Genomic DNA, 14,945 nt, shown 5'->3' with positions numbered 1-14,945 from the left:
CATGTACAAATATGACCAATATGACCAGTCGATCGTCGACGCGCGCGTCGCGGAATTCCGCGATCAGTGCGCACGGCGGTTGAAGGGCGAACTGACCGAGGATCAGTTCAAGCCGCTGCGGCTGATGAACGGCCTCTATCTGCAGCTGCACGCCTATATGCTGCGCGTTGCCATTCCCTATGGCACGCTCGACAGCCGCCAGATGCGGATGCTGGGCCATATCGCGCGCAAATATGATCGCGGATACGGCCATTTCACCACCCGCCAGAACCTGCAGTATAACTGGATCAAGCTGGAAGATTGCGGCGACATCCTTGCCGATCTGGCTTCGGTCGAGATGCACGCCATTCAGACGAGCGGAAACTGCATTCGCAATATCAGTTCGGATCAGTTCGCCGGCGCGGCTGCCGACGAAGTTACCGACCCGCGCCCCTGGGCAGAGCTGCTGCGCCAATGGTCGAGCTTCCACCCGGAATTCAGTTATCTGCCGCGCAAGTTCAAGATCGCGGTGATCGCCAGCGATGAGGACCGCGCGGCAATGCGGCTGCACGACATCGGCATGCAGCTGATTGAGCGCGACGGCGTGGTTGGCGCAAAGATCTTCGTCGGCGGCGGCATGGGCCGCACGCCTATGATCGCGCCCGAAATCAAGGATTTCGTGCCGTACGAAGACCTGCTCAGCTATCTTGAAGCGTGCCTGCGCGTCTATAATCGCCATGGCCGCCGCGACAATATGTACAAGGCGCGGATCAAGATCCTCGTCCACGAAATCGGCGCGGAGGAATATGCCCGCCAGGTCGAGGAGGAATTCGCCCATGTGAAGACGCTGGGCATCGATCCGCCGCGCGCGGAGCTCGATCGTATCGCGGCATATTTCGCCGATCCCGCGTTCGAAACCGGCGTTTCCGACGATATCGACTGCAGCGATCCCGATTTCGCGCTGTGGCTCGACGGCAATGTCCACGCGCACAAGCGACCCGGCTATGTCTCGGTGACGATCAGCCTCAAGCCGATCGGCGGCATTCCCGGCGATGCCTCGGCCGATCAGATCGACCTGATGGCCGATCTCGCCGAACGCTACAGCTTCGACGAGTTGCGCGTCACGCACAGCCAGAACATCGTGCTGCCGCATGTGAAAAAAGCCGATCTCTATGCGCTGTGGCAACATCTGCATGCGGCAGGCCTTGGCGAATCCAATCTCGATCTGATCAGCGACATCATCGCCTGCCCGGGTCTCGATTATTGCAGCCTCGCCAATGCCCGCTCGATCCCGGTCGCACAAAAGATCGCGAGCCGCTTCGCCGATATGAACCGCCAGCGCGAACTGGGTGAACTCAAGCTCAAGATTTCCGGCTGCATCAATGCCTGCGGGCATCACCATGCCGGGCATATCGGCATATTGGGCGTCGATCGTAAGGGCACCGAAAATTACCAGCTGTTGCTTGGCGGATCGGGAGCCGAGGATGTCAGCCTCGCCAAGATTACCGGGCCGGGTTTCGATGAGGACGGGATCGTCGATGCCGTCGAAAAGGTGACCGACGTCTATCTCGCCAACCGCGCGGAGGGCGAACGCTTCGTCGATACCTATCGCCGCGTCGGCATGGATCCGTTCAAGGAGGCGCTTTATGGCTGACCTTCGCGCCACCCGCACACCGTTGGGGCTGAGCTTGTCCAAGCCCCGTCCTTGTCTTTCCCGCCGTGCAAAGAAGCAGAACAGCGCTTCGACAGGCTCAGCGCAAACGGGGGTTGTTCATGACTGACAGCTTCACCACCGACGGCGTGGTCGATAACGCGCTGCGCTTCCGCGACGATGAACCGCATGAGGAACCCGCAGTCACGCTCGATTCGTTTCTCGGCCAGTCCAACGCCACGGCGGTGCGGCTGGAAACGGGTGAGGATGCGCGCGCGCTCCTGCCGCATCTTGATCGGTTGCAGCTGATCGAAGTCAGTTTCCCGGTGTTTCGCGACGGGCGCGGCTATTCGGCGGGACGCATCCTGCGCGAAGCGGGCTATACGGGCGAACTGCGCGCGGCGGGCGACATATTGGTCGACCAGATCCCCCATATGCGCCGCTGCGGCTTCGACAGTTTCGCGCCCGACAAGCCGGTCGACGCCGCGGTGTTGCAGGCCGCGCTCGCGCGCTACGACTTTGTCTATCAGGCCGCAGCCGACGATCGCACGCCGGTATGGAAACTGCGTCATGGGTGAGCCGGCACGCCGCGTCATCGATCGCATCGATCCCGGTCCCCGCTGGCGGGAAAGCGATGCGGTGCGCCTGAACAACATGTTTCGCGGTCGCGATACCGAAGAAATGCTGCGCGCGGTGATCGGCGATGCGATGCTCGGCGACGCTGCGGTGGTGTCGTCCTTTGGCGCGGAATCGGCAGTATTGCTGCATCTGATCGCGTCGGTCGATCCTTCGGTCCCGGTGCTGTTCCTCGACACCGGCAAGCATTTCCCCGAAACGCTCGCCTATCGCGACACGCTGGCGACGCGTCTTGGCCTGCGCGATCTGCGCAACCTGCGCCCCGATGCCGACGTGATCGCAAAACGCGACGAAAAGGGCCTGCGCTGGTCGTTCGATCCCGATGGCTGCTGCGATATCCGCAAGGTCGTGCCACTCGAAACAGGACTGGCGCCGTTCGATGCCAGCTTCACCGGGCGCAAGGCGTTTCAGGCGTCGACCCGCAACGCCCTGCCCCGCTTCGAACTCGATGGCGACCGGCTGAAGGTCAATCCGCTCGCCAGCTGGACGCGCGAAGATCTCGAAGCCTATTTCGACAAGCATGATCTGCCGCGGCATCCGCTGGTCGCCCAGGGCTATCCGTCCATCGGCTGCGCGCCGTGCACCAGCAAGGTAAAGCCAGGCGAAGATCCGCGCGCAGGCCGCTGGCGCGGCTGGGACAAGACCGAATGCGGTATTCACACGCCGGTCGACGATAACGACCCCGATCTGCCGGTGTTCTGATCGCGCGTCCTAAGGACGTGTTTCCAGCCGTCCGGACGCAGCGGTGGCTTCCCGCCGCTAGCCGCTATCCTCGGGTACCGACGATTCGGGCGGTTGATCTCCGTCGGCATCGCTTTCCACGCTGGAATCGGTTTGATGATCTTCCTTTTCGTCTGAAAACTCGGTTCCTCCACCGAGTGTAGTTACTCTGGCAAAGGTCAGCGCATCGATCCGGTCGAGTATCGCCTTAAGTCGATTCGAATACGTCTCTTTTTCCGTCCCGCTTAACCCGACCATCTGTGCACGATACCAAGCCGCACGTTGCTCCAGTTCAGCAATCTTGGCGCGCCGCTCGGCTGCGTCGCGTTCGGTCGGAGTGCCTTCAACCGAGGCGAGCACCAGTTCAAGCCCGCGATAGAAGGAGCAGGTGTTGTGATATTCGACGACGTCGCGAATGGCCTGGTCGATTACATATTCGCTATGCGTCTGCGTGAAACGTCCCTCGATCGCTGAGCGAAGGCGCTGGCGCTCGAGGAAGATCGCACGACTGATCGCGTGCGACACGGTCTGTCGATAAATGTCAGCGCTGACGTGACTGCGCGATGCACCCGCCAATGTTCCCGCTCCGGTAAGGATCTGTCGTGCCTGATCGCCGGTCACGATATTGGCTGCCGTCGTCGCAGCAGTACTGATCACATCGAGGCCAAATGTCGTAGTCGCTTCGTTGGCGCTCAGTTCCCCCATTTCCTCGGTACAAATTGTATCCGATCGCGCCATCAGCAGCGAAACGAGCCGATTACGGGCCGTTTGGTCCGAAACAGCGTCCTGATAGGCCGGTTTTTGCGAACCGGGAAATTGGAAGCAATTAAGGTCAACGGGCGCGGACCAGTCCGCAAGTCCACAATTCCCCGGATAGCTAACGATTTCGAGCGGATCGACGCGGGCCATGGTGGAAAGATTTCCACACCCCTGGACCATCAATCCAGCCACGATCACAAAAAACAACTTCGCAGATGCAATATTTGCTGAAAGCCGCATCACAAATCCCCCCGACCGTGACCATGCTATCAAGCATTATTATTCTATCTACACAGATTTACAATATTATTATTACAACAACGCATTTTGTAATGATTTGTAATCAATATCCGTCCTGCACCAGGTCGCTGAACTTGGTGAACTGGCGGTCGAAGCGCAGGTCGACTGCGCCGGTCGCGCCATGGCGTTGCTTGGCGATAATCACCGTTGCCTTGTTGGCAACGCGCAACTGCTCGTCCTGCCATGCCTGATATTTGGTGATTTCATCAGCGCTGGAATTGCCGTCGGGCGCGCGCGGCATCTTGAAATCGTGATAATATTCCTCGCGATAGATGAAGAGGACGATATCGGCGTCCTGTTCGATCGATCCCGATTCGCGAAGGTCGGCGAGCTGCGGGCGTTTGTCTTCGCGGCTTTCGACCGCACGGCTAAGCTGTGACAGCGCCAGGACCGGCACGTCGAGCTCCTTTGCCAATGTCTTCAGGCCGCGGCTGATTTCCGAAATTTCCTGCACGCGATTCTCGCCCGAATGGCGTCCGCTGCCTTGCAGAAGTTGCAGATAGTCGACGATGATCATGCCGATCTTGTGCTGGCGCTTCATCCGCCGCGCGCGCGTACGCAACGCCGCGATCGTCAGGCCCGGCGTATCGTCGATGAAATAGGGCAGTTTTTCCAGCTCCGCCGCCGCGCGGGCAAAGCGCTGAAACTCGCTTGGGTTGATATTGCCGGTGCGCAGCTTGTCCGACGCGATTTGCGATCGTTCGGACAGGATACGACCGGCCAGCTGATCGGCCGACATTTCCAGGCTGAAAAACGCCGCTGGCGCGCCGATCGTCTTATCCTCGGCAATGCCCGCCTCCATATCGTCCATCCAGCGCTTTGCGGCGTTGAAGGCGATGTTCGATGCGAGCGAGCTTTTGCCCATCGCCGGACGCGCGGCGAGAATGATCAGGTCCGACCGGTTGAACCCGCCCATCATCGCGTTGAGATCGGCAAAGCCCGTCGTGACACCCGAAACGCTGCCACCCGAATTCATCGCGCGTTCGGTGTTGCGCACCGCCATCGCTGCCGATCGCGTGAAGCTCTTCGCCCCGCCCTCGGTCTCGCCCTTTTCGGCGACTTCATAAAGGCGCAGTTCGGCCTGTTCGATCTGCTTGGCGGGATTGATGTCCTCGCTGGTGTCGAGCGCGCTCTCCACCATGTCGCGGCCGACAGTCACCAATGCGCGCAACATCGCGAGATCGTAAATCTGGTCGGCAAAGGCCTTGGCCCCGATCAGACTGGCGGGATTCGCCGTCAGCTGAGCCAGATAGGCGGGCCCTCCGACCTGCTTCATCGCCTCGTCGGCGGAAAAAAGCGGGCGCAGCGTCACCGGATTGGCAAGCCGGTTATCCCCCACCAGCGTCACGATCTGTTCGAAGATTCGCCCATGCAGCGGTTCATAGAAATGCTCCGGGCGGATTCGCTGCATCACGTCTTCGGCGACGCGATTGTCGATCATCATCGCGCCGAGCAGCGCGGCTTCCGCTTCGACATTCTGAGGCAGGGTCGTGCCTTCTTCCGCATTGCCTGCAGGAAAGGGGATGGGTTGTGCCATGGTCCCTTGTCGCGCAATCCGCACGGCGCATCAATGCACCGGGCTTGTGGAAAGCGATGATTACTCCGATAGCTGCGCTGGACATGAGTGATACGCGCATCATTGAAGTGACGCTCGACGAAGGGAGCATCATTCGCCGCTCCGACGATATCGAGCAGGAACGGCGCGTGGCGATTCGCGATCTGCTCGAACACAATCATTTTGCGCCGCAGCGCGAGCATCCCGACGGCTATACCGGCCCCTATCGCATTCACTTGCGCGTCGAGGAAGGGCGGCTGGTGATCGACATCCTGCGCGAGGACCGCAGCCATCTGGAAACGCATGTGCTGGGCCTGGCGCGCTTCCGCCGGCCGATTCGCGAATATTTCGCGATCTGCGACAGCTATTACCGGGCGCTTCGCGCGGCGACGCCGCAACAGATCGAAACCGTCGACATGGCCCGGCGCGGTGTCCACAACGAAGCGTCGGAGATGCTCAAGGAGCGCCTCGACGGCAAGATCGATGTCGATTTCGATACCGCACGGCGGCTGTTCACGCTCATCTGCGTACTCCATATCAAGGGATGAGCCGCATGGTGGCGCCGCGCATCGTGGCACGGCGGCTGCGCGTGGTTTCGGGCATCGCGCTCGCGCTCGCGCTGATCGGGCTCGCCGCCTGGCTGTTTCTCCTCAACTGGCGTCCGGCCGAGCGGGCATTTCCCGTGCAGGGCGTCGATGTGAGCGCTGCGCAGGGCCGCATCCAATGGTTTGCGCTGAAGGCGGCCGGCGCCCGCTTCGCCTATGCCCGCGCGACGATGGGAGCGGCGGTTCGCGACGATCGCTTCGCCGCAAACTGGCAGGGCATGTATGAAGCGGAGATCCCGCGCGGCGCGATCCATATCTATTCGCTGTGCCAGCTCGCATCGGATCAGGCCGCGAATTTCGTCACCACCGTGCCGCGCCGCGGCGCGCAGCTTCCCGCCGCGATCGATCTCGACTTTCATCGCGATTGTACTGCGCGGCCCGACCGGCAAGTGGTTCTCACCGAACTGCAGACGCTGTTGCGCGCAACCGAAAGCCATCTCGGCAAGACGCCGATCCTGCGCATTTCGAAGCGATTCGAGGATCGCTATCGAATCAGCGAGGCCTTTCCCAACCGGCTATGGGCGGTCGGCACCTTTTTTCCGCCCGATTATCTGGCGCGGGGCTGGACGCTGTGGCAGGCCAATCGCTTCCGGCACGCAAAGGGCGTGACCGGCGCCCTCAACTGGAACGTGATCGCCCCGGCACCATGACCATGACTCCCGAAATTGCCGCGCTTGTCGCTGCCGCACGAAATGCCGCCATGCATGCCCATGCACCCTATTCGCGCTTTGCGGTGGGCGCTGCCCTGCTGATGCAGGACGGCGATATCCTGACCGGTACGAATTTCGAAAATGCCAGCTATGGCCTGTCGCTATGCGCCGAAACGGTGGCGGTGGCCGCTGCCAATGCACAGGGCCGGATGCGCGAGATCGTCGCCGTTGCAGTGACCGGCGGTGCGATGGACGCGGACGGCACGATGCGCGGCGATGCGGTCGTCAGCCCGTGCGGACGCTGCCGTCAGATCCTCAACGAAGTTGCGCAGATGGCCGGGCTCGATCTGCCGGTCCATTGTGCGGCGGCGGAAGGCGATGCGATTGCGACCTATCGCTTGTCGGAGCTGCTACCGCATGCCTTCGGGCCTGCGGATCTTGGGCTGGCATAATTCCCCGCTCGCGCTGAACCTGTCGAAGCGCTGCCATTCTCTCTGGCGGTGACGCAAGCAAGAACGGCGCTTCGACAGGTTCAACGCAAACCGAATTTGTTCACCTACGCCTTATGCGGTGTAGGTGACCTTTTTCACGGCCTCGACCACGCGCGTCGCATCGACGATGGCGATTTTTTCGAGATTGGCGGCATAGGGAAGCGGCACGTCGACATTGGTGACGCGCAGCACCGGCGCGTCGAGGTCGTCGAACCCCTCTTCCATTGCGATCGTGCTGATCTCGCTGGCGATCGAACAGACCGGCCAGCCTTCCTCGACCACCACCATGCGGTTGGTCTTCTTCAGGCTTTCGAGCACCGTTGCCTTGTCGAGCGGACGCAGCGTGCGCAGATCGATGACTTCGGCCTCGATCCCCTCACCCGCCAGCGTTTCCGCCGCCTCCAGCGCAACGCCGACGCCGATCGAATAGGAAACGATCGTCACGTCGCTGCCCGGCCGCACGATCCGCGCCTTGCCGATCGGCAGGACGAAATCGTCGATCTTCGGAATTTCGAAGCTGCGCCCGTACATCAGTTCGTTTTCGAGAAACACGACCGGATCCTCGCTGCGGATCGCCGCCTTGAGCAGCCCCTTGGCGTCGGCGGCGTCATAGGGCGCGATCACGATCAGGCCCGGCACGCTGGCATACCAGGGGCCGTAATTCTGGCTGTGCTGCGCCGCGACACGGCTTGCCGCACCGTTGGGACCGCGGAACACGATCGGGCAGCGCATCTGACCGCCCGACATGTAATTGGTTTTCGCGGCCGAATTGATGATGTGGTCGATCGCCTGCATCGCGAAATTGAACGTCATGAACTCGACGATCGGCTTCAGCCCGCCCATCGCCGCGCCGGTGCCGACCCCGGCAAAGCCATATTCGGTGATCGGCGTGTCGATCACGCGCTTGGCGCCGAACTCCTCCAGCAGGCCCTGCGTCACCTTGTACGCGCCCTGATATTCGGCGACTTCCTCGCCCATCACGAACACGCGCGGATCGGCGCGCATTTCCTCGGCCATTGCGTCGCGCAGCGCTTCGCGGACCGTGACCTTCACCATCTCGGTACCTTCGGGCACTTCGGGATCGCGCGCCTGCGGTTTTACGTCCGCCAGCTGTGCCGTGCCGGTTTCCTTCGGCTCGGGCTTGCCTGCCGCGTCCTTGGGCGCGGGTTCCTCGGCGGCGGCTTCGGGCTTTTCCTCTGCCTTGGGCGCTTCGACGCTGGCGGCATCCTCGCCCTCTTCGGCGATCAGCGCGATGACCGTGCCGACCTTCACATTGTCGGTCCCGGCCTCGACCATGATCTTCGCGATCGTGCCTTCATCGACGGCTTCGAATTCCATCGTCGCCTTGTCGGTTTCGATCTCGGCCATGATGTCGCCGGAAGAAACCGTGTCGCCTTCCTTCACCAGCCATTTGGCCAGCGTGCCTTCTTCCATGGTGGGCGACAGCGCCGGCATTTTGATCTCGACTGCCATCTCAATAGCTCTCCACCAGCACGTCGGTATAAAGTTCGCTCGGATCGGGTTCGGGCGTCGTTTCGGCGAAATCGGCCGATTCGTTCACGATCTTGCGGATTTCCTTTTCCAGCGTCTTGAGTTCGTCCTCGGTGACGCCGGCCGCCTCCAGCTCGCGCTTGGCATGTTCGATCGGGTCGGATTTCTCACGCACCGACTGCACTTCCTCGCGGCTGCGATATTTGGCCGGATCGGACATCGAGTGGCCGCGATAGCGATAGGTCTTCATCTCGAGGATAATCGGACCCTTGCCCGCGCGCACCCAGGCAAGCGCTTCCTCGGCCGCGCCGCGCGCCGCCAGCACGTCCATGCCGTCGACCTGAATCCCCGGAATCCGGAAGCTTTCGCCGCGACGATACAGCTGATCCTCCGCCGAGGAGCGATTGACGCTGGTGCCCATGGCGTATTGGTTGTTTTCGATCACATAAACGATCGGCAGCTTCCACAGCTCGGCCATGTTGAAGCTTTCGTACACCTGACCCTGATTGGCCGCACCGTCGCCGAAATAGGCGAGCGTGATCCCGCCATCTTCATTGTACTTGTGCGCGAAAGCCAGGCCCGTACCCAGCGCAACCTGCGCGCCGACAATGCCGTGACCGCCATAGAATTTATGCTCGGTCGAGAACATGTGCATCGACCCGCCCTTGCCCTTCGAGATACCCGCCTCGCGGCCGGTAAGCTCTGCCATGATCAGCTTGGGGTCGATGCCGTAAGCGAGCATATGGCCATGATCGCGATAGCCGGTGATCACCGAATCCTTTTCGTGATCCAGCGCCGATTGCAGGCCGACCGCAACCGCTTCCTGACCGATATAGAGGTGGCAGAAGCCCCCGATCAGACCCAGGCCGTAGAGCTGCCCCGCCTTTTCCTCGAATCGCCGGATAAGCAGCATGCGCTTGTACAGCTCAAGCAGCTCGTCCTTATCGGCCTTGTACCGCTCCGGTTCGTTCGGCCGTTCGCGGTTGGGTTTGGCTGGTTCACTTTTGCGGCGTGTCGCCGGGGTTTTTGCCACAGATATCCTCGCGTCCCTGTTGGGAAGAATTGGTGCGTATATGCGTTTCGCTACGCGTGACGCAACGTCAACGCATATTCACGGCATGCGTTCAAAACACGATCGATTGCAAGAATGACAATCGCTGCGCAGCGGCGGCTTCACCGCTTTGACGAAAACGGGTCCGTGCATCACGGCGAAGTCCGGCGGAAAAGCGTTAGCCCCTGTTAATCCAGCGGAACGATGATTTCGTCCGGCCGGGCCACATTGAGCTTCTTGCGTGCCAGCTCGTCCACCAGATCGGGGTCCGCGCCCTTCGGGTCGAGCAGGTCGACCCGGTTCTTGAGCTCTGCACGCTGACGGTCGAGCTGGGCATATTCCGCCTGTCGCGCTTCGAGTTGCTGGCGCACTTCAGGATGCGCCAGCGCGCCGTTCGGGCCCAGCACGGCATAATAGCCGAAAAAAGCCATGGCGATCAGCGCCAGGGCCGGAAACCCGGCGCGCCGGAGGATCGAACGAAAGGGCGAGATACGCGACATACCCTGATTCTTGCTTAACTATCGATTTTAATCAAGCAGTAGTGATACGGAACCCCCGCTGAACCCGAAGGATCAGCGCAAAATGCTCCGCCCGGCATAGATCGCGGCATCGCCCAGCTCTTCTTCGATACGAATCAGCTGGTTATATTTGGCCAGCCGGTCCGACCGCGCCAGGCTGCCGGTCTTGATCTGCCCGCAATTGGTGGCGACCGCCAGATCGGCGATCGTCGCGTCCTCGGTCTCGCCCGAACGGTGCGACATGACGGCGGTATAGGAAGCGCGCTGCGCCATCGTAACGGCTTCGAGCGTTTCGCTGAGCGTGCCGATCTGATTGACCTTCACCAGCAGCGAGTTGGCAAGGCCGTCCTTGATGCCCTGCGACAGACGCCTGGGATTGGTGACGAACAGGTCGTCGCCCACCAGCTGCACCTTGCCGCCGATCTTGTCGGTCAGGATCTTCCAGCCTTCGAAATCATCCTCGGCCATGCCGTCCTCGATCGACAGGATCGGATATTTGCCGGCCAGATCGGCGAGGTAATCGGCCATTTCGGCGGGAGTCAGCGACTTGCCCTCGCCCACCATCTCATATTTGCCGTTCTTGAAGAATTCGGTCGATGCGCAATCGAGCGCGAGCATCACGTCATCGCCCGGCTTATAGCCAGCAGCTTCGATCGAGGTCAGGATGACGTCGATCGCATCGGTGGTGGAGTTGAGCGCGGGGGCGAAGCCGCCTTCATCGCCGACCGAGGTCGAAAGGCCGCGTTCCGACAGTTTCTTTTTCAGCGTGTGGAAAATTTCCGATCCGCAGCGGACCGCCTCGACGATATTCTCGGCGCCGACCGGCATCACCATGAATTCCTGGAAATCGATGGGATTGTCGGCATGTTCGCCGCCGTTGATGATGTTCATCATCGGCACAGGCAGCGTCATCGCCGAAACGCCGCCGACATAGCGATAGAGCGGCAGGCCACGCGCATCCGCCGCCGCCTTTGCCGCGGCCAGGCTGACGCCCAGGATCGCATTGGCGCCCAGACGGCCCTTGTTGGGCGTGCCGTCCAGATCGATCATCGCCATGTCGAGATCGACCTGATCCTCGGCATCCAGGCCGATCACGGCTTCGGCAATCTCGCTGTTCACGGCTTCGACCGCCTGGGTCACGCCCTTGCCCATCCAGCGCGCCTTGTCGCCATCGCGCTTCTCGACGGCTTCATGGGCGCCGGTCGATGCACCGGAAGGGACCGCAGCACGGCCAAAGCTGCCGTCTTCGAGCAACACATCCACTTCCACGGTCGGGTTGCCCCGGCTGTCGAGAATCTGGCGTGCGTGCAGGTCGATGATTGCGGTCACGAAATGGTCTCCCTACGTAGAGAAGGCGGATCGTCGGTCGAAACGAAAGGCGCCTTATCGGCTTCGACCGCGCTCGGCAATTGCAGGCACGCGGGAACTCGTTACGCGCGCCATGGTTGTTGATCGAAACACTGGAAAGGGCTGAGCAATGGCGGACGACAAAACCCCCGAGGCAATTCCGGCTGAGCCGATCAAGGCTGGAGCCACTTCGCGTACGGCAAAGGCAGGGGCCAAGGCCCCCAAGACGCCGGCCGACGCCGACAAGGCGACCGCCGAAGCGCCGCTCAAGGATGGCGCCGGCAAGCGCAGCGCAAAGGACAGCATCAAGGATGAAGCCAGCAAGATCGGCAATCAGGCCGCCGATCGCGCACGCGGCTTTGCCGATGAAGGCAAGCAGCGCGCAACCGGCGCGCTCGACGAATTTGCGCGGCTGATGACCAGCGCCGCAGGCGATGTCGACGAAAAACTGGGCCCGCAATATGGCAAATATGCGCGTTCCGCCGCCGAAGGCATTTCGGGATTTTCCGATCAGCTGCGCGGGAAGGAAGTCGATGATCTGATCGCCGATGCCAGCGCGTTCGTGAAGAAGAGCCCGGCGATCGCAGTCGGTACCGCCGCCGCGCTTGGCTTCGTCGTCGCGCGACTGCTCAAGTCCGGGATCGACGCCGTTTCCCACGCCGACAAGGCCTGAAGAGGCTGCGGGGGGAAGCGTGGCATCAATTGATCCCGACGACGAAAGCATCGGCACTCTGTTCGCGCGGCTTGTCGAGGACGGCAAAAGCTATGGCCGCGCCGAATTCGACTATTACCGGATGCTCGCCGCAGAGCGGCTGGCGCTGGCGCGCAACGGCATCATTGCCGGCGTCGTTGCGGCGATGCTGGGCTTTGCAACGCTGGTCGGGCTGATCGTCGGGATGATTTTCAGCCTGTCCTTCATCATGCCGCCCGGGTTCGCCACCATGCTGGTGATCGGGCTTTGCGGCGGCGGCATTTACGGGCTCGCGATATTCGCGCGGAACCGGATCATGGCGGCGCTTCGCCCCCGGGACGAGAAACAGCCATGAGCGAAGATGCACGCGACGTCGCGCTTGCCGAACTGCGCTCGCGCAACGCGAAACAGCAGTTTCTGGCAACGCTCGACACCGTCAAGACGCGGCTGTCGCCCGCCACCATCGCCCAGGATGCGATGGGAAGCGCGAAGGACAAGGCGCGATCGATGGTGCGCAGGCATCCGCTGGCCATCGCGACGGCGGCTGGTGCGATCGGCCTGCTGCTTTCGCGCCGTCTGATCGGGCGCAGGCTGGCCCGACGCAAGATCGAACATGCAACCGACGACACATCGTCGCGTTAGATACTATCGAATGAAAGGAATGCTGCGATGAGCGATGCGACCAACAGCAAGAACGTGATCGGCAACGCCCGCGAGCGTGCCCGCCAGACTGCCGAATCCGCCGGTGAAAACCCGCTGGCCCTGCTGGCCGGCGGTGTGGCGGTGGGTGTCCTGATCGGGATGCTGATCCCGCGCCACAGCAAGGAGAAGGAATTGCTCGCCCCGGTCGGCAAGCGGCTTGCCGATGGTGCGAAAGCTGCGGTCGAAACCGCACGCGACGCGGGCAAGGCCGAGCTCAATCAGCTGTTGCCGGCAAAGGACACGGCGCGCGAAACCGTCACGCATATCCTGGAATCCGCCGCCGGGGCCGCGAAAAAGGCCGCTGCGAAGGCGGATTAATCCTCTAAGGACGCTTCCGGGATTGCATGCCGCACCGCAACAGCTAGACGCTTCGGGAAACGGGGCTGCATCCCAATCATCTCCCGGAGGTTATATATGAGCAAACTGCATCTGGTGTTCGGCGGACGCGTGAAGGATCCGACCGGCCTCGATTTCGACGAAAAATCGCTCGATGTCGTCGGCATCTTTCCCGATTATTCCAGCGCCGAAAAGGCATGGCGCGGCGCGGCACAGCGCACGGTGGACGATGCCGAGATGAAATATGTCATCGTCCATCTGCACCGGCTGCTGGAACCCGATCTGGATCCTTCGGCCTGAGGCTTGCGGCCTGGCGCGCCGTTCAGGCGCGCCGCCACCGCCAGGACAGCAACGGTCGGGCAAGAATCAATCCTGCGATGAACCCGCCGATATGCGCGGCGGCTGCAATCTGCAGCCCCTCACCGACAAACGCCCACCACATCAGCAAATTGACTGCGGTCCAGGCAATGGCGAGCCAAAGGACATGGACCACCGCTGCAGGAATCGGCCCGATGGCCTTGACCCGTTCAGCGGCCATGCGACCGAACAGAATCGAATAGGCGCCGACAACCGCAGATGCAGCGCCGCTTGCACCCACCATCGGGGTTACCGCCAGCGGATCGATCGCCCATTGCGCCGCAGCAGAAGCATAGGCCCCAACAACGTACAGGATCAGCAGCCCCTTCGGGCCAAGGGCTCGCTCGCTCTCCCTGCCGGTGAAGGCAAGCATCAGCATGTTCATGCCCAGATGCAGATATCCTGCATGCAGGAAGGTGCAGCTAAGCGGCGTCAGCCATACCGGCAACGCCGAATACCCCTCGGGAAGCGGCGCACTGATGCGGGCGGGAATGAATCCGCCATAGATCGCAGAATAGCCGGTGCGGTCAAACAGGATGACGAGCAGGCTGATCACCGAAGTGACCAGCACAAGCCATCCCGTCGCCGAAGCTATCCGCCACGGCATCGGATCAGATGAATTCGATTTTCGAAACCAGATAATAACGGTCGCCCGACGGCACCGTCACTTCGACTTCGTCATCGACCTTGCGACCGATCAGCGCGCGGCCGAGCGGCGAATTATAGCTGATCCGCCCGGTCTTGGCATCCGCCTCGGTCTGGCCGACGATCTGATAGCGCACCGGCTTGTCGTCTTCGTCGAGCAGAGTCACGGTCGCGCCAAAGATCACCTTGTCGCCCGAAAGCTCGGTGGGGTCGATCACCTGCGCACGCGACAGCTTGTCCTCGATATCGGCGATCGTCGCCTCTACCTGGCCCTGACGCTCCTTTGCCGCGTGATATTCGGCATTTTCCGAAAGATCGCCATGCGCGCGCGCTTCCTCGATCGCGTCGACAATCAACGGGCGTTCCGCCTTCAGCCGTTTCAGCTCCGCCGTGAGCTTGTCATAGCCCTCGGCCAGCATCGGCATCTTGTCGACAGTCGCCATAAATTCGTCCTTCGTCTA

General features: G+C 61.7%; 19 protein-coding genes. 11 read left to right on the top strand and 8 right to left on the bottom strand.

What is annotated here, in order from left to right:
- Position 1: 1 nt before the first annotated feature.
- From DKB74_RS03695 to DKB74_RS03685, 3 genes are all read left to right on the top strand, one after another.
- Positions 2–1,633, top strand: a complete 1,632-nt coding sequence (locus tag DKB74_RS03695) for a nitrite/sulfite reductase (RefSeq protein ID WP_109806719.1) — start codon at positions 2–4, stop codon at positions 1,631–1,633.
- Positions 1,634–1,752: 119 nt separating this feature from the next.
- Positions 1,753–2,208 carry a DUF934 domain-containing protein gene (locus tag DKB74_RS03690; RefSeq protein ID WP_109806718.1) on the top strand — a complete coding sequence of 152 codons (456 nt, stop codon included), beginning with the start codon at positions 1,753–1,755 and terminating at the stop codon, positions 2,206–2,208.
- Positions 2,201–2,968, top strand: coding sequence for a phosphoadenylyl-sulfate reductase (locus DKB74_RS03685; protein WP_109806717.1), 768 nt, complete (start codon positions 2,201–2,203; stop codon positions 2,966–2,968). The genes DKB74_RS03690 and DKB74_RS03685 overlap by 8 nt, the downstream gene beginning before the upstream one ends.
- A 57-nt stretch (positions 2,969–3,025) precedes the next feature.
- On the opposite strand, the gene DKB74_RS03680 is transcribed toward DKB74_RS03685, so the two are convergent.
- Positions 3,026–3,985: a hypothetical protein gene (locus DKB74_RS03680; RefSeq protein ID WP_109806716.1), complete on the bottom strand. Its 960-nt coding sequence runs from the start codon at positions 3,983–3,985 to the stop codon at positions 3,026–3,028.
- Between the two features lie 103 nt (positions 3,986–4,088).
- Complete coding sequence (locus DKB74_RS03675) at positions 4,089–5,582, bottom strand: replicative DNA helicase (protein WP_109806715.1); 1,494 nt, start codon at positions 5,580–5,582, stop codon at positions 4,089–4,091.
- Between the two features lie 83 nt (positions 5,583–5,665).
- Between DKB74_RS03675 and DKB74_RS03670 the strand changes: the two genes are divergently transcribed.
- Genes DKB74_RS03670 through cdd form a run of 3 tightly spaced genes read left to right on the top strand, consistent with a single transcriptional unit; the run spans position 5,666 to position 7,307 of the window.
- Positions 5,666–6,148, top strand: a complete 483-nt coding sequence (locus DKB74_RS03670; RefSeq protein WP_109806714.1) for a UPF0262 family protein — start codon at positions 5,666–5,668, stop codon at positions 6,146–6,148.
- Positions 6,149–6,153: 5 nt separating this feature from the next.
- On the top strand, positions 6,154–6,855 hold the full coding sequence (locus DKB74_RS03665; protein WP_109807101.1) for a GH25 family lysozyme: 702 nt from the start codon (positions 6,154–6,156) through the stop codon (positions 6,853–6,855).
- Positions 6,856–6,857: 2 nt separating this feature from the next.
- Positions 6,858–7,307, top strand: coding sequence for a cytidine deaminase (gene cdd, locus DKB74_RS03660; protein ID WP_109806713.1), 450 nt, complete (start codon positions 6,858–6,860; stop codon positions 7,305–7,307).
- Positions 7,308–7,418: 111 nt separating this feature from the next.
- On the opposite strand, the gene DKB74_RS03655 is transcribed toward cdd, so the two are convergent.
- From DKB74_RS03655 to eno, 4 genes are all read right to left on the bottom strand, one after another.
- Entirely contained in the window at positions 7,419–8,819 is a 1,401-nt protein-coding gene (locus tag DKB74_RS03655) for a pyruvate dehydrogenase complex E1 component subunit beta (RefSeq protein WP_109806712.1), read from the bottom strand.
- Between the two features lies 1 nt (position 8,820).
- Positions 8,821–9,870: a pyruvate dehydrogenase (acetyl-transferring) E1 component subunit alpha gene (gene pdhA / locus DKB74_RS03650; protein WP_109806711.1), complete on the bottom strand. Its 1,050-nt coding sequence runs from the start codon at positions 9,868–9,870 to the stop codon at positions 8,821–8,823.
- A 206-nt stretch (positions 9,871–10,076) separates the two neighbouring features.
- Positions 10,077–10,388 carry an FtsB family cell division protein gene (locus DKB74_RS03645; RefSeq protein WP_109806710.1) on the bottom strand — a complete coding sequence of 104 codons (312 nt, stop codon included), beginning with the start codon at positions 10,386–10,388 and terminating at the stop codon, positions 10,077–10,079.
- Between the two features lie 72 nt (positions 10,389–10,460).
- Positions 10,461–11,735: a phosphopyruvate hydratase gene (gene eno, locus DKB74_RS03640; protein WP_109806709.1), complete on the bottom strand. Its 1,275-nt coding sequence runs from the start codon at positions 11,733–11,735 to the stop codon at positions 10,461–10,463.
- Between the two features lie 148 nt (positions 11,736–11,883).
- On the opposite strand from eno, the gene DKB74_RS03635 reads away from it, so the two are divergent.
- From DKB74_RS03635 to DKB74_RS03615, 5 genes are all read left to right on the top strand, one after another.
- Positions 11,884–12,426, top strand: a complete 543-nt coding sequence (locus tag DKB74_RS03635) for a hypothetical protein (protein WP_239987355.1) — start codon at positions 11,884–11,886, stop codon at positions 12,424–12,426.
- Between the two features lie 19 nt (positions 12,427–12,445).
- The gene (locus DKB74_RS03630) at positions 12,446–12,799 is read left to right on the top strand and encodes a phage holin family protein (protein WP_109806708.1); all 354 of its coding nucleotides are present in this window, start codon (positions 12,446–12,448) and stop codon (positions 12,797–12,799) included.
- Complete coding sequence (locus DKB74_RS03625; protein WP_109806707.1) at positions 12,796–13,086, top strand: hypothetical protein; 291 nt, start codon at positions 12,796–12,798, stop codon at positions 13,084–13,086. The genes DKB74_RS03630 and DKB74_RS03625 overlap by 4 nt, the downstream gene beginning before the upstream one ends.
- Before the next feature lie 27 nt (positions 13,087–13,113).
- Positions 13,114–13,464: a hypothetical protein gene (locus DKB74_RS03620; protein WP_239987354.1), complete on the top strand. Its 351-nt coding sequence runs from the start codon at positions 13,114–13,116 to the stop codon at positions 13,462–13,464.
- A gap of 96 nt (positions 13,465–13,560) precedes the next feature.
- Complete coding sequence (locus tag DKB74_RS03615) at positions 13,561–13,782, top strand: DUF4170 domain-containing protein (protein WP_109806706.1); 222 nt, start codon at positions 13,561–13,563, stop codon at positions 13,780–13,782.
- A gap of 22 nt (positions 13,783–13,804) precedes the next feature.
- Here DKB74_RS03615 and DKB74_RS03610 read toward each other — a convergent pair whose 3' ends face one another.
- A complete protein-coding gene (locus DKB74_RS03610; protein WP_239987353.1) occupies positions 13,805–14,410 on the bottom strand; it encodes a rhomboid family intramembrane serine protease in 606 nt (201 codons plus the stop codon).
- Positions 14,411–14,450: 40 nt separating this feature from the next.
- On the bottom strand, positions 14,451–14,927 hold the full coding sequence (greA, locus tag DKB74_RS03605) for a transcription elongation factor GreA (protein WP_109806704.1): 477 nt from the start codon (positions 14,925–14,927) through the stop codon (positions 14,451–14,453).
- Positions 14,928–14,945: the final 18 nt, after the last annotated feature.

Source organism: Stakelama portus (assembly GCF_003171655.1).
Lineage (GTDB): Bacteria > Pseudomonadota > Alphaproteobacteria > Sphingomonadales > Sphingomonadaceae > Sphingomonas > Sphingomonas portus.
This window is presented reverse-complemented; position numbering and strand designations above follow the sequence as displayed.